The 13,866-nt window shown below is 72.2% G+C and carries 14 protein-coding genes and 1 tRNA gene; 10 read left to right on the top strand and 5 right to left on the bottom strand.

Annotation, left to right across the window (positions count from 1 at the left end):
- Positions 1–54 precede the first annotated feature (54 nt).
- Together KBX00_RS20830 and KBX00_RS20835 are read right to left on the bottom strand one after the other, a co-directional pair.
- Positions 55–1,086, bottom strand: a complete 1,032-nt coding sequence (locus tag KBX00_RS20830; RefSeq protein ID WP_210829511.1) for a glutathione S-transferase family protein — start codon at positions 1,084–1,086, stop codon at positions 55–57.
- A 110-nt stretch (positions 1,087–1,196) separates the two neighbouring features.
- Complete coding sequence (locus KBX00_RS20835) at positions 1,197–1,769, bottom strand: Uma2 family endonuclease (protein WP_210829513.1); 573 nt, start codon at positions 1,767–1,769, stop codon at positions 1,197–1,199.
- A gap of 96 nt (positions 1,770–1,865) precedes the next feature.
- Here KBX00_RS20835 and KBX00_RS20840 point away from each other — a divergent pair, with 96 nt between their 5' ends.
- The 9 genes from KBX00_RS20840 to KBX00_RS20880 all read left to right on the top strand — a co-directional run bounded on the left by KBX00_RS20840 (position 1,866) and on the right by KBX00_RS20880 (position 11,803).
- Positions 1,866–2,504: an NADH-quinone oxidoreductase subunit I gene (locus tag KBX00_RS20840; protein WP_210829515.1), complete on the top strand. Its 639-nt coding sequence runs from the start codon at positions 1,866–1,868 to the stop codon at positions 2,502–2,504.
- Positions 2,501–3,037 carry an NADH-quinone oxidoreductase subunit J gene (locus KBX00_RS20845; RefSeq protein WP_210829517.1) on the top strand — a complete coding sequence of 179 codons (537 nt, stop codon included), beginning with the start codon at positions 2,501–2,503 and terminating at the stop codon, positions 3,035–3,037. The genes KBX00_RS20840 and KBX00_RS20845 overlap by 4 nt, the downstream gene beginning before the upstream one ends.
- Positions 3,034–3,459: an NADH-quinone oxidoreductase subunit NuoK gene (gene nuoK, locus KBX00_RS20850; RefSeq protein WP_307868994.1), complete on the top strand. Its 426-nt coding sequence runs from the start codon at positions 3,034–3,036 to the stop codon at positions 3,457–3,459. Before KBX00_RS20845 ends, nuoK begins: the two co-directional genes overlap by 4 nt.
- Positions 3,456–5,405, top strand: a complete 1,950-nt coding sequence (locus KBX00_RS20855; RefSeq protein WP_307868995.1) for an NADH-quinone oxidoreductase subunit L — start codon at positions 3,456–3,458, stop codon at positions 5,403–5,405. The genes nuoK and KBX00_RS20855 overlap by 4 nt, the downstream gene beginning before the upstream one ends.
- A 142-nt stretch (positions 5,406–5,547) precedes the next feature.
- Positions 5,548–7,074, top strand: a complete 1,527-nt coding sequence (locus KBX00_RS20860; protein WP_210829519.1) for a NuoM family protein — start codon at positions 5,548–5,550, stop codon at positions 7,072–7,074.
- A gap of 76 nt (positions 7,075–7,150) precedes the next feature.
- Complete coding sequence (locus KBX00_RS20865) at positions 7,151–8,623, top strand: NADH-quinone oxidoreductase subunit N (protein ID WP_210829521.1); 1,473 nt, start codon at positions 7,151–7,153, stop codon at positions 8,621–8,623.
- 115 nt (positions 8,624–8,738) lie between these two features.
- Positions 8,739–9,614 carry a zinc metalloprotease HtpX gene (gene htpX / locus KBX00_RS20870; RefSeq protein WP_210829523.1) on the top strand — a complete coding sequence of 292 codons (876 nt, stop codon included), beginning with the start codon at positions 8,739–8,741 and terminating at the stop codon, positions 9,612–9,614.
- Positions 9,615–9,839: 225 nt separating this feature from the next.
- Entirely contained in the window at positions 9,840–11,099 is a 1,260-nt protein-coding gene (locus tag KBX00_RS20875) for an MFS transporter (RefSeq protein WP_210829525.1), read from the top strand.
- Positions 11,100–11,332: 233 nt separating this feature from the next.
- Positions 11,333–11,803, top strand: coding sequence for a GNAT family N-acetyltransferase (locus KBX00_RS20880; RefSeq protein WP_210829527.1), 471 nt, complete (start codon positions 11,333–11,335; stop codon positions 11,801–11,803).
- 273 nt (positions 11,804–12,076) lie between these two features.
- Here the strand turns inward: KBX00_RS20880 and KBX00_RS20885 are convergent, their stop codons facing one another.
- The 3 genes from KBX00_RS20885 to KBX00_RS20895 all read right to left on the bottom strand — a co-directional run bounded on the left by KBX00_RS20885 (position 12,077) and on the right by KBX00_RS20895 (position 13,573).
- Complete coding sequence (locus KBX00_RS20885) at positions 12,077–12,526, bottom strand: MerR family transcriptional regulator (protein WP_210829529.1); 450 nt, start codon at positions 12,524–12,526, stop codon at positions 12,077–12,079.
- A 16-nt stretch (positions 12,527–12,542) separates the two neighbouring features.
- Positions 12,543–12,899 carry a hypothetical protein gene (locus KBX00_RS20890; RefSeq protein ID WP_210829531.1) on the bottom strand — a complete coding sequence of 119 codons (357 nt, stop codon included), beginning with the start codon at positions 12,897–12,899 and terminating at the stop codon, positions 12,543–12,545.
- Between the two features lie 179 nt (positions 12,900–13,078).
- Positions 13,079–13,573, bottom strand: a complete 495-nt coding sequence (locus tag KBX00_RS20895; protein ID WP_210829654.1) for a YajQ family cyclic di-GMP-binding protein — start codon at positions 13,571–13,573, stop codon at positions 13,079–13,081.
- 149 nt (positions 13,574–13,722) lie between these two features.
- Between KBX00_RS20895 and KBX00_RS20900 the strand changes: the two genes are divergently transcribed.
- Positions 13,723–13,806: transfer RNA gene (locus KBX00_RS20900), tRNA-Tyr, on the top strand.
- Positions 13,807–13,866 lie beyond the last annotated feature (60 nt).

Raw genomic sequence — 13,866 nt, forward strand, 5'->3', positions numbered from 1 at the left:
GGGGAGGAGGGGGAGGAGGGGGAGGAGTGGGAGGAGGGGGGAGGATGGGGTGGCTTAGGGCAGGGGGGTGTGGGTGGGGGTTACGCGCTCGGTGGGGGTGGGGGGTTCGGGTGGGGTGCCGGTGCCGAAGGGGTGGCCGCCGAGGGACTCGCGGTCGTGGGGCTCCAGCCAGTTCGACAGGTCGGGGCCGAGCGGTACCACTCCGGTCGGGTTGATGTCCCGGTGCACCTCGTAGTAGTGCCGCTTGATGTGGTCGAAGTCGATCGTGTCACCGAAGCCGGGCGTGGTGAACAGGTCCCGGGCGTACGCCCACAGCACCGGCATCTCGCTGAGCTTCTGCCGGTTGCACTTGAAGTGGCCGTGGTAGACCGGGTCGAAGCGGACCAGCGTGGTGAACAGCCGCACGTCGGCCTCGGTGATCGTGTCGCCCACCAGGTAGCGCTGCCCGGCCAGTCGCTCACTGAGCCAGTCCAGCCGGTCGAACAGCCGCCGGTACGCCCGCTCGTACGCCCCCTGGCTGCCGGCGAAGCCGCACCGGTAGACGCCGTTGTTGACGTCGGCGAAAACCACCGCGTTCACCTCGTCGATCTCGGCGCGCAGGTGTTCCGGATAGAGCTGCGGCGCACCGGAACGGTGGTACGCGGTCCATTCGGTGGACAGGTCGAGGCTCATCTGGGCGTAGTCGTTCGTCACCACCTGACCGGTGGGCACGTCCACGATGGCCGGCACGGTGATGCCCCGGGGATAGTCCGGGTAGCGCGCGAAGTAGGCCTCCTGGATGCGCTCGATGCCGAGCACCGGGTCCCGCCCGTCCGGGTCGAGATCGAAGGTCCAGCTCCGCGCGTCGTGCGTCGGCCCGGCGACCCCCATCGAGATGGCGTCCTCCAGGCCCAGCAGCCGGCGCACGATGATCAGCCGGTTCGCCCACGGGCAGGCGCGGCTGACCACCAACCGATAGCGCCCCGGCTCGACCGGATAGCCGTCCTCCCCGTCGGCGGTGATCCGGGTGGTGATGTAGTTCTGGTCCCGCTTGAACTCACCCGGCTCGACGTACCTGCCGCCGGTGCCCTTACCGTCCTCGCCCATGTCGCCCCCCAGGGTGTTGCCCGACTCGTCCTCACCCCCATCATGGCGGATCTTCCTCCGACCGGCCCGGTGACCAGGCGGCGGGCCAGAGCCGGGCCGGCGCGGCCCGCTCAGCGTGACCGAGGGGTGATCCGGTCGAGTGGGATGTCCATCTCCCACGGGTCGGCCAGCAGGATGCCGTCGCTCATCCGGGCGTGCTCGACGTAGACGCGCTTGACCGGGTCGAGCCGGTGGGCGTGCACCACGATCCCCGCCTCGGTCTCGATCCGCCAGAAGAAGGGAATGTCCGCCTCGGCGTAGAGCGCCGGCTTGAGCACCCGGTCGATGCTGCGCGTCCGCTCCGAGACGATCTCCACCACCAGCAGAACCTCCTGCGGCAGATACGACGAGGGGTTGCGGGCGGCGGCGTCCAGCTCGGTGACCAGCAGGTCGGGAATGAAGGATCGGGTGCGGGACATCCGCACCGACACCCCCTGGGTGACGTCGAATTCGACGGGGCAGGTCTCCAGCAAGGCGGCGCCGAGCAGCAGCGCGATGGACTGGTGCAGTCGCGTGGGGGAGGGCGACACGATCAGTTGTCCGTCCAGGAGTTCACGGCGGCGGCCGTCGTCGGGCAGGCGGTCGAGGGCGTCCGTCGTCCACTCGCCCGGCGCCGGGTTGTCGTCGTGCAGCGCGGCGGTCATTGACGGGTCCTTTCCGGTGCGTCGTTTCTCCCCGTGGCCACGGTACTACCGGCTACCTCCGGGGGGTGGTCGCGCGCGCCGGGCCCACAGGGCAGGATGTTCGGCATGAGCGAGCGCGAGCGAAGCGAGGCGACCGGCGTGCCCGGCAGCGGCCTGGTCAAGGGGCTCGCCGTCACGTTGAAGACGATGACGAAACGCTCCACCACCCAGCAGTACCCGGACGTCGCCCCGGAGCTGCCGCCCCGCTCGCGTGGGGTGATCGCGCTGCTGGAGGAGAACTGCACGGTCTGCATGCTCTGCGCCCGCGAGTGTCCGGACTGGTGCATCTACATCGACTCGCACAAGGAGGAGGTGTCGGTGCCGGGGGCCGCCCGGGCCCGGCAGCGCAACGTGCTCGACCGGTTCGACATCGACTTCTCGCTCTGCATGTACTGCGGCATCTGCATCGAGGTCTGCCCCTTCGATGCCCTCTACTGGTCGCCCGAGTTCGAGTACGCCGAGTACGACATCAAGGACCTGCTGCACGACAAGGAGCACCTGGGCGAGTGGATGGCCACGGTGCCGCCGCCGCCGGCGCACGACCCGAACGGTGAGCCGGCCAAGGAGGAGACCGCCGCCGCGCGCAAGGCCGCCGTCCCGGCCGCGCCCGCCGCCCGCCCGACCACCGAGGCGGTACGCCCCGAGCGCCGGCCCGCGCCATCGCGCGCCGCCGACGACGAAGGTACGCCCGCGTGACCGGGGTGGACGTGCTGCTGCTCGCCCTCGGCGCGGTGGCGGTCGGCTCGGCGGCGCTCGTGGTGGCCACCCGGCACCTGGTCCGCGCGGGGCTCTACCTGGTGGTCTGCCTCGGCGCGGTGGCCGGCATGTACCTCGTCCTGACCGCCGAACTGGTCGCCTGGGTGCAGGTGCTGATCTACGTCGGCGCGGTGGTGGTGCTGCTGTTGTTCGCCGTGATGCTCACCCGCGCGCCGATCGGCGCCTCCGACGACCTGGACCGCCCCGGCTGGCCGGCCGCGCTGATCGGCGGCGGGGCCGGGCTCGGGCTGGCGGCGCTGCTCGTCGACGCGTACCGCTGGACGGCGGTGGAACTGCCCGAGGCGGGCACCGCCGAGCGTCTCGGTGCGCAGGTCTTCGGCAGCTGGGTGCTGCCCTTCGAGGTGCTGTCGGTGCTGCTGCTCTCGGCGCTGGTGGGCGCCATCGTGCTGTCCCGCCCCGACATCGGCGCCACCGGGGCCGCCGCGACAGGTGATCGGGGGCGGTCGCGGTGAGACCTGTCATCCCGTACGTCACCGCCGCGCTCCTGTTCGGCCTCGGCGGGTACGGCGTGCTGCGGCGGCGCAACGCGGTGCTGGTGCTGATGGCCGTCGAGCTGATGCTCAACGCGGTGAACCTGATCCTGGTCACCGCCGACACCACGGCGAAGGCGGTGCTGCCGCACGGCGGGCAGGTCTTCGCGCTGTTCGTGATCGTGCTGGCCGCCGCCGAGATCGGGGTGGGCCTGGCGATCGTGCTCCAGCTCTACCGGATGCGGGCCAGCGTCACCGTCGACGAGATCCCCCTGGCCGAGCGTCCGGCCGACGAGCCCGTGCCGGTCGCTGCCGGCCCGATCGCCGCCACCGGAGCCGGCCCGATCGCTGTCGGCCCGGACGGTCCACACGTCCCCGGTGACGGGCCGGAGGGCCAGCGGTGAACACCACGACGCTGCTGGGCGCGCTGCTGCCGCTCGTACCGATGACCGCGGGTCTGGTCGGTCTGCTGCTGCCACCAGCGCCGCGCGGCTCGGCCATCGGCGAGGCGACCGCCCGGCGCATCGCCGCAGCCCTCGGGGTGGCCGGCGCGTTCGGGGCCCTCGCCCTGGCGGTGGCCCTGCTGGTCACCCTGGACCGCCCGGCCGAGTCCTCGACCACCTGGATCGAGCTGGGCGGGCTCACCGTCACCCTCGGGGTACGTCTCGATGGCGCCGCCGCCCTGGTCGCCGTCGCGGTCACCACGGTGGCCCTGGCCGTGCAGATCTACTCGACCGGCTACCTCCGGCAGGGACCACCGGGCGAACCCGACCACCGTTACCCGCCGTACGCGGCGCAGGTGAGCCTCTTCACCGCCGCGATGCTGTTGGTGGTGGTCTCCGGGGACCTGATCCTGCTGCTGGTCGGCTGGGAGGTGATGGGGCTCTGCTCGTACCTGCTCATCGCCCACGACCGGCGGCTGCCGGAGGCGCCGGCCGCCGCGATGAAGGCGTTCCTGGTGACCCGGGTCGGCGACGTCGGATTCCTGCTCGGCATCGCGCTGCTCGGCGTCTCGGCGGGCAGCTTCCGGATCGCCGACGTGCTCGCCCACGAGCACGGCACCACCACCCTCACCGCGGCCTGCCTGCTGCTGCTCGCCGGGGTGGCCGGCAAGAGCGCCCAGTTCCCGCTGCACACCTGGCTGCCCGACGCGATGGCCGGCCCGACCCCGATCTCCGCGCTGATCCACGCCGCGACAATGGTCGCCGCCGGCGTGTACGCGATCACCCGGCTGTGGCCGCTGTTCGAGGCCACCCCGACCGCGCTCGTCGTGCTCGGCGTGCTGGCCTCGGTGACCCTGCTGCTCGGCGCGCTGGCCGCCACCGCACAGGACGACATCAAGCGGGTGCTCGCCTGGTCGACGGTCTCGCAGCTCGGCTACATGACCGGCGCGCTCGCCGTCGGTTCCCCGCCGGCCGCGCTGTTCCACCTGCTCACCCACGCGGCGTTCAAGGCGTTGCTGTTCCTCGCCGCCGGCGCGGTGATCCATTCGGTCGGCACCACGCTGATGTCCCGGATGGGCGGGCTGCGGCGCAGCATGCCGGTGACCTTCTGGTGCACGCTGATCGGGCTCGGTGCGCTGGCCGGCGTACCACCCCTGTCCGGTTTCTGGAGCAAGGAGGGGGTGCTGGCCGCCGCCGAGCAGGCCGCCCTGCACGGCGACGGCCCGGCACCGGCCTGGCTGGGCTGGCTGGTCTGGCTCGCCGGGCTGGTAGGCGTCTTCGTCACCGCCTGGTACGCCACCCGCCTGCTGCTGCGCACCTTCTTCGGCCCACCCGGCACCCCACTGGGGCAGCCGCCGCACGACCCGCCGGCGGTGCTCCGCTGGCCGGTGCTGGCGCTGGCTGTACCGGCGGCCCTGCTCGGCCTGGCCGGCTTTCCGGGCTGGTTCTCCCGCCAACTGCAACCCACCCCGCCGGCCGCTTCCGACGCCGTCTCGGATCTGCTGCCACCGGACGGGTTGATCCACCTCACCCCGACCGTGCTGCTGCCGCTGGCACTGCTCGTGCTCGGCGCCGGACTGGCGTGGGCCGGCTGGCGACGGGGTGCCGGTGCAGATCCGGCGACGGCGCTCGGTCCGCTGCGGCCGGTCTTCGCCCGCGCGTTCCGGCTCGACGACGTGCAGCACACCCTGGTCGTACGCCCGACAGTCGCGATGGCACGGACGGCGCGTGCCGCCGACGAACGGGTGGTGGACGGCGCGGTCACCGGCACCGGGCGCGCCGTTCGCGCCCTCGGCGGCGGGCTCGGTGTCCTGCACCGGGCGGCCCTGCCCCGGGCCGCCGCCGCGGTGCTGGCCGGCGCATTGCTGATCGGACTGGCCGCCGCCGTGATCGGAGCCACCGCATGAGTGAGCGCCAGCGAGCGAATCACAAGCTCGGCGAGCAAACCGGCGGCACCGGCCCGGTGGCGCCGCACGGTGGCCGCGGGGGCACCCGCAGCACCGGCCGGGCCCACCGGGACCAATCGGTGACGCGGACCGGGGTGAGGGCATGACGTCCGGGGAGTTTCTGCTGCTCGCGGTGCTCGCGTTGCCGGCACTCGGTGCGCTTGCGGTGGCGGCCACGCCACGCGATCGGGCCGCCCGGCTGGTGGGCACGATCGCCGCCGCCCTGACGCTGGTCGCGGCGGTGGCGTTGGTCGCCGGCCGGAGCCCGGGCTGGACGGCGACCGCCCCGGCGGTGCGTCCCTGGCACGCGGTCGACCTGCCCTGGGTGCCGGGGCTGGATCTGCGCTTCCACCTGGGCGTGGATGGCATCTCCTGGCCGCTTGTCGTACTCACCGCCCTGCTCACCCTGCTCTGCTGTGGCTACTGCCTCTGGCGGGTGCCGGGTGGCGGCAGCGGCCGGGCCCTGGTGGCGCTGCTGCTGGTCGTCGAGGTCGGCATCCTGGGTACCTTCCTCGCCCTCGACCTGGTGTTGTTCTTCCTCTTCTTCGAGGTCGTCCTGCTGCCGATGTACGCGATCATCGTCGGCTGGGGCGGCGATGGCACCGATCCGGTGGCGCTGGACGCGCGACGGCGGGCGGGGCGCAAGTTCGCCCTCTACACCCTGTTCGGCTCGGTGCTGCTGCTGGTCGGCGTGTACGTAGTGGTGGCCGCCGCCGGCACTGCCGACATCGGGGCGCTGACCGGCGGCACGGAGTTGTCCCGCAGCACCCAGCTCGCCGCCTTCACCCTGCTCGCGTTGGCCTTCGCGGTGAAGAGTCCGCTGTGGCCGCTGCACTCGTGGCTGCCCGACGCGCACACCCAGGCACCCACCGTCGGTAGCGTGCTGCTCGCCGGGGTGCTGCTCAAGATGGGCACGTACGGCCTGATCAGGGTCGCCGTCGGGGTGGCCCCCGAGGGCGCACGGTGGGCCGCGCCGGTGCTCGGTGTGCTCGCCGTCGCCGCCATCCTGATCGGCTCGCTGGTCTGCCTGGCCCAGACCGAGTTGAAGCGGCTGATCGCGTACTCAAGCGTCGGGCACATGGGCTTCGTCCTGCTGGGCGTCGCCACCCTGACCGCCACCGGCATCCAGGCGGCGCTGATCGGCAACGTCGCCCACGGCATCATCACCGGTCTGCTGTTCTTCCTGGCCGGTGCGATCAAGGACCGTACCCACACCGGCGCGCTCAGCGACCTGTCCGGGCTGCGGGAGACCGCCCCGCGCCTGTCCGGGCTGCTCGCGTTCGCGGCGGTCGCCTCGCTGGGGCTGCCCGGGCTGGCGGGCTTCTGGGGTGAGGCGTTCGCCGTGGTCGCCGCCGTCGAGTCCGGTGGTGCGCTGTGGACCACGCTTGCGGTGCTGGCCGCGATCGGCGGGGCGCTCACGGCGGCGTACCTGCTGCGGTTGTTACGGCGGGTGACCCACGGCGAACCCAGCCCGGCGGTCGCCGCGCTCGGGCCGAAGCTGGCCGGGGCCGAACTGGTCGCCTGGACGCCTCTGGTGCTGCTCGCGCTGGCCGTCGGGCTGGTCCCGACGCTGGTGCTGGGTGTCGCCGAAGCACCGGTCGAGGCCCTGGTGGGGGTGGTGGCGCGATGAGCGAGCGCAGCGAGCGAATCATGCGGCGCAGTGCGGTGGTGGCTCGTCGTGACGCCGAGCGCAGCGAGGTGGCGCGATGAGCGAGTCGAGTCTGGTGCAGGCCGTCGACCACGTGGCGCTGCTGCCGGCGTACCTGGCGGCCGGGACGGCGGTGCTGGTGCTGCTGGTGGACCTGCTGGCCGCCCGGCCGCGGGCCACCGTGGTCACGGCGGTCACCGGCGCGGTCGCCACCGCGGTCGGCGCGGCGGCGGTCGGTTCGGGAGCCGAACGACGTACGTTCTGCGTCGGTACCGACTGCTCGTACGTCTTCGGCGGTCGGGCCGCCCTGGTCGCCGCGCTGGTGGCGCTGCTCGTCCTCGGGGTGCTGGCGTTGTCCGGGCCGCTGCTGCGGGCCGGGAACACCCCGGTGGGGGAGTACTCCTTCCTGCTCGCCTGCTCGATGACCGGCGGTGTGGTGCTCGGCGCGGCCGGTGATCTGATCACCCTGATCGTGGCGGTGGAGGTGCTCACCCTGCCGCTGTACGTGCTGGTCGGCCTGCGCCGGGGCAGCCTGGCGAGTGCCGAGGCGGCGGTGACCTTCTTCGTGGTGAGCGTGGTGGCCACCACGCTCACCCTGCTCGGCGCCGCGCTGCTCTACGCCGTCACCGGCGGGCTGCACCTGGAACGGCTGGGCACCCTGCTCACCGACGAGGCGCTGCTCGACCTGCCGCTGACCACCGTCGCGGTGACGCTTGTGGTGGCGGGCCTGGCGTTCAAGGTGGCCGCGGTGCCGTTCCACGCCTGGGCGCCGGCCACCTACGACGGGGCACCACTGCCGGTGGCCGCGTACCTGTCCACCGCGTCGAAGCTCGGCGGGGTGATCGCCCTGCTGGCGGTGGTGCGGCACGCGCTGCCGCCGGAGGTGACCGGGCCGGTGCTGGCGGTGGTCGCCGCGCTGACCATGACCGTCGGCAACCTGGTGGCACTACGCCAGCGGCGTACGGTGCGGTTGCTCGCCTGGTCCTCGGTGGCCCAGGCGGGCTACATTCTCGCCCCGCTCGGCGCACTGGCCCTGACCGCCGAGGCGGACGCCCGCACCGCCGCCTACGCCGCCGCCCTGGCGTACGCGGTCTTCTTCGTGCTGCTGGAACTGGCGGCCTTCGCCGGCGTGGTGGCGCTGCGCCCGGCCGGCGCGGACGGCGGCAGTCTCGACGACCTGCGCGGCGCGGCACGCCGGCACCCGTGGGTCGGTGCCGGGCTGGCGTTCGCGCTGATCGGCCTCGCCGGTCTGCCGCCCGGCCTGGCCGGGCTGTTCGCCAAGGTGACGGTGGTCCGGTCGCTGCTCGGTGGCGACGCCGGCTGGCTCGCCCTGGTGGTGGCGGTGAACGCGGTCATCGGCCTGGCCTACTACCTGCGGGCCGCCGCGCTGCTCTACGCCCCCGCCGGAGAGGTCACGGCCCCTGCCGCCCGACCTGCCCGCGCGGTGGCTGCCGCGCTCGCGGTGGCGACCGTGGTGGCGCTGGTCGTCGGATTCGCGCCGCAGGTCGTGCTCGATCTCGCCGGAGGCTGAGACCCGACCTCCGGCGTCACTCAGGTAACTCTCAGTCATGAGACGGATGGTTGGCGGGTACCGGTGTGTTGTACCGGTCAGCGGATCCCGGCATCCGTGCACCGAAGGAGTGATCGTGCACCACAACCGTCTGAAGACCGCCGCGCTGCTCGGCCTGCTCACCTCGCTGATCCTGGCGGTGGGCTACTGGTTCGGCGGCAGCGGTGGTCTGGTCATCGCCGTACTCGTGTCGCTGGTGATGAACGGCATCACGTACTTCTACTCCGACAAGCTCGCACTCCGCTCGATGCGGGCGCAACCGGTCAGCGAGGCACAGTTCCCCGAGCTGTACCACATGGTCCGGGAGTTGGCCGCCGAGGCCCGGCAGCCCATGCCCCGGCTCTACGTGAGCCCGACCGCCCAGCCGAACGCGTTCGCCACCGGGCGCAACCCGCAGAACGCGGCCGTCTGCGTCACCCAGGGGATCGTCGAACTGCTCGACTATCGCGAGCTGCGGGGCGTCATCGGTCACGAACTGTCACACGTCTACAACCGGGACATCCTCATCTCCAGCGTGGCCGCCGGCCTGGCCGGCATCATCACCATGCTGGCGAACCTCGCCCTGTTCATCCCGCTGGGCGGAAACAGCGACGAGGACGGCCCGAACCCACTGGTCCTGCTGCTCACCATCATCCTGGGGCCGATCGCGGCCACCGTCATCCAACTGGCGATCAGCCGCAGTCGCGAGTTCCAGGCGGACGCCTCCGGTGCCGAACTGACCGGCGACCCGCTGGCTCTGGCCAGCGCCCTTCGCAAGATCCACATGGGGGCCCAGCGGCGGCCGTTGCCGGCCGAGGGGCAGCTCACCAGCACCGCACACCTCATGATCGCCAACCCGTTCCGGGGTGGCGGGGTGGCCGCGCTCTTCGCCACCCACCCGCCGATGGAGCAGCGGGTCGCCCGACTTGAGCAGTTGGCGAGCCAGACGGGCCCGGTGCGCCACCAGCGCTGACCGGCGGCCTGGGTGCAGGGCCCCGCGAGTTGCGGCATGTCGGCCGATCGGAGGCGGCCCGAGAGCGCAGATTGCGGCATCCCGGGAGGCGCTGGGTGGCAGGCGGCGGGTATGCGCGGGGGTGGGCGGGTGAGCGCCGCCACAGCGTCGGGCCGGGTGGTTCGTCGGATGTGGGACGTTAGGGTCTAATCGAGTCTCGCCCATTACATCTCGTGGAGGTCCGCTGTGGCTGGGCTGCGCCGGTATCTGGCCGTCTGGCAGATTCCGGGTGCACCGACCCTGCTGGTCACCGGCATCATCGGACGACTCGGGATCGGCATGACGCCACTCGCGCTGCTGCTCGTCGTCGAAGGGGTGACCGGACGCTACTCGTTGGCCGCCGCGGCCGGTGGCTGCTACGCCCTCTCCGGTGCCACGCTGAGCCCGGTGGCCGGTCGGATCGCCGACCGGATCGGACCCACCCCGGTGCTGCTCGGCACCGCGATCGCCCACCCGCTCGCCCTGGTCGGCCTGCTCTGGGCGGCCCGCGCCGACGCCGCCCCCTTCGCGCTGGTGCTGCTCGCCTCGGCGGTGGCCGGTGGGACGTACCCGCCGATGACCGCCGCGATCCGGGGCGCGTGGAACGGCCTGACGAACGTCGACTCCGGCCGGTACCACCTGCGCAACACCGCGCTCGCCGCCGAGACCACCCTGTTCGAGATCGTCTTCGTGCTCGGTCCACTGCTGGTGGCCGGGTTCGTGCTGGTCGCCGACGCCGGTGCGGCACTGATCGGTGCCGCGGTGGTGACCCTGGTCGGCACCCTGTCGGTGGCGCTCGGTCAGGCCATGCGTGGCTGGCGTCCGCACTCCCGGGAGCACCACGCCCGGGGCCTCGGGCCGCTCCGGGTCGCCGGCTTTCCGGCCCTGCTGCTCTGCGTGGCCAGCATCGGCATCGCCTTCGGGGCGGCCGGCGTGACCGTTCCGGCGTTCGCCACCCGCTACAACTCCGACGACCCGAACGGCCTCGCCGGCCTGCTGCTGGCCGTCTGGGGGATCGGCAGCGCGATAGGCGGGTTCTGGTTCGGCGTCCGCCGGCCGGCCCGCAACATGACCCGCCTGTTCGCCTGGCTGCTCGCCGTGCTCGCCGGCAGCTTCGCCGTCTTCGCCGTGATGCCCACGCCGGGCGCGCTGGGTGCCGCCCTGCTGCTCGGTGGAGCCGCCATCGCTCCCGCGCTGACCCTGGAGAACACCCTGGTCGGGCGGATATCGCCGACCGGCATGCTGAACGAGGCGTACACCTGGGTGGTGACCATGTCGGTCGGCGCGAGCGCGGTCGGCGGCGCCGTCTCCGGTCTGATCGTCGACCATGCCGGCGGTGTGCCCTGGGCCTTCCTGTTCGCCGGGGCCGCGGTCGCCGTCGGAGCGGCGGTCGCGGCGCTGCCGGCGGGTCCCATCGCCCGCGCGGAGGCCACCGCCGTCCGGGCCGAGCAGCCCGCTGCGGCCTGACCCACGCCATCACGGGTACGACGGCAGGATGTTCCTCTTCTTCTCCAACCGGATCGGCTGTCTCGGCTCGATCCTGGTCAGCGCGATCCTCACGGTCGTCCTGCTGCTGATCTTCACTCGTTGACCCGGGCCGCCGCGTGCTCTGCGTGTCGTCCCGCCGGCCCGGCCTGCGGCGAAACCCGGTTTGCCCGGCCGCCGGCCGGCGGTAGCCTCGCGCGCCGAGGAGGCGAGTCATGAGGTTGACCACGTTGGGCCCGACCCACCCGGACGTCGTGGCGAGCTGGGCGACGTCTCCGGACGAGTGCCGTCGCTGGTGCTCCCAGGACTGGGTGACGCCGGGGGAGGTGCTGCGCTGGGGAACCGAAACCGAGGTGCTCGCGTACCTCGCCCTCGTCGACGGAGAGCCGGCCGGCTACGGCGAGCTGTGGCTCGACGACGAGGAGGCCGAGGTGGAGTTGGCGCGCATCATCGTGGCCCCGGCGCTGCGTGGCCGGGGCCTGGGCCGTCGGATGGTCACCATGCTCACCGCCCTCGCCCGGGACCACCACCCGGCGGTGCTGATGCGAGTGCATCCCGGCAACACCGCGGCGCTGCGGTGCTACGCCACCGCCGGCTTCCAACCGGTGCCGCCCGAGCAGGCGGAGGGGTGGAACCGCGACCAGCCCGTGTCGTACACCTGGCTGCGGCACCGCGGCGACGCCTGAACCCCGACCGCCGTACGAGTCGTGAAGGCCGTCTTGACGTGGCGGGCCCGGCTCCCGGCGGGGCCGGTCGACGGGCGCGTGCTGGTCCACCACCAGGACAGGCCGGCGAGCACGGCCATGGCGACGGCGACGCCAGGCATGAACCGGTTGACCGCAGCCCAGCCGGCACCGCCGAGGATCCCGGCGGCGAGCAGCGCCGGCAGCACACAGCATGCGGCGCAGGCCGCTCCGGCGAGTCGGGTCATGCCGGAGGGGAGCAGGCGGCGCAGCCGGTCAGCCGGTGTCGGCACGATCGTTTCTTCCGGCGAGTTCAGCAAACGGCAGGGGGCAGCAGGAGCTACCGGCGCAGGCGACCAGGTCGTCACAGCCGGCGGAGATTGCTGCGCGGAGGGTGTCCCGGATGACGGTCAGGTCGGAAAGCTTCTGTTCCACCTCGACGAGCTTTTCTCGGGCTCGTGCCTGCAGGCCGCCATCCGGTTGGCCGCTGTGCTGGTGTCGACCGGCGGCGAGCAGGTCGGCAACCTCGTTGAGGGTGAAGCCGAGGCGTTGCGCAGTCTTGATGACCCGCAGCAGCGTGACCGTGTCGGACGGGTAGAGCCGGTGGCCGCCCGGTGACCGCTGCGGGGAGGCGAGCAGTCCCCGGCGCTCGTAGTAGCGCAGCGTTTGCAGGTTGATCCCGGCCGCGTTGGCGAGCTGGCCGCTGCGCAGTCCTGGTCCGCTCATCGCGGGCCTGATCCGCTCATCGCGAGCCTGCCGCTGACGCGGCACGATCGGCGAGGCCATCGAGCACCTCGACGTGGGCCGCCGGCACGCGCACGTCCAACGTCAGTGCGTCCGGGCCGGATCGGGAGATGTCGAAAGCGAAGAACGAGCAGCAAAGCGACTCCCGGGCGGCTAGGTCCCGGGCCGTCTCCTCAACCTGTACGCCTCCGGCGAGCCGCAGGCGCAGATGCTGCGCCGACAGACGGTCGGCACCCCGGACCGCGTCGAGGAAGAACTTGTCGAACTCAGCGAGGCGCAGCGGGCGTTCCGCCGTCGGCAGGGTGCACGCATCCGACACCCAGGAGTCATCGGTGGTGACGTGTCGGTCGCTCATACTCCGACGGTAAGCCTGTACCTAGCTATCAGATGCAAGCCCAAGGTCGGTGGAGGTTTCCAGGCCGTCGCCAGGCCGTCCGAGGTCGGACAACGCCGACCAACGACGACCATCGGCGACGACGGGCGCGCGGGTGACACCGGGTGAGCCAGACGGGAACCTGCGCCGCAGCAACCGGCCTACCTGTAATTGGTGAACTGGAGGGCCACCCCGAAGTCCTCGGCCTTGAGTAGCGCGATGACCGCCTGCAGGTCGTCGCGCTTCTTGCCGGTGACGCGCAGCTGGTCACCCTGGATCTGCGCCTGGACGCCCTTGGGGCCCTCGTCGCGGATCTTCTTGCTGATCGCCTTCGCCTTGTCCTGGTCGATGCCCTGGATCACCTTGGCGTCCAGCTTGAAAACCTTGCCGGAAGGACGAGGGTCGCCCGCGTCCAGCGACTTCAGCGAGATGTTCCGCTTGACCAGCTTCTCCTTGAACACGTCCAACGCGGCCCGGACCCGCTCCTCGGTCTCCGCCTGGAGACTGATCGCCTCCTCACCCGACCAGGAGATCTCCGCGCCCGTGCCCCGAAAGTCGAACCGCGTCCCGAGCTCCTTCTCCGCCTGCCGGAGGGCGTTGTCGACCTCCTGACGGTCGACCTTGCTCACGATGTCGAACGACGGGTTCGCTGCCATACTCATGCTCCTGCTGTCCGGCTGGTTTGTGATCCTTTGGCCCTGGTTGCCCAGGGGTGCGACCCCCCGACGGTACCCGGTTGCGGCAGCAGCGGGTGGAGCCGCTATCCTTGCTTCCGCCGCCGCGCCACGGTGCGGTGGTACGCCCTGGCGGGTTGCCCGAGCGGCCAATGGGAGCGGACTGTAAATCCGTCGCGAAAGCTACAGAGGTTCGAATCCTCTACCCGCCACCAGGTGCGACAACGGCCCCTGACCAGCAGAGATGTTGATCGGGGGCCGTCGTCGTTCGTCCG

The organism is Micromonospora sp. C95 (genome assembly GCF_018070465.1).
GTDB lineage: Bacteria > Actinomycetota > Actinomycetes > Mycobacteriales > Micromonosporaceae > Micromonospora.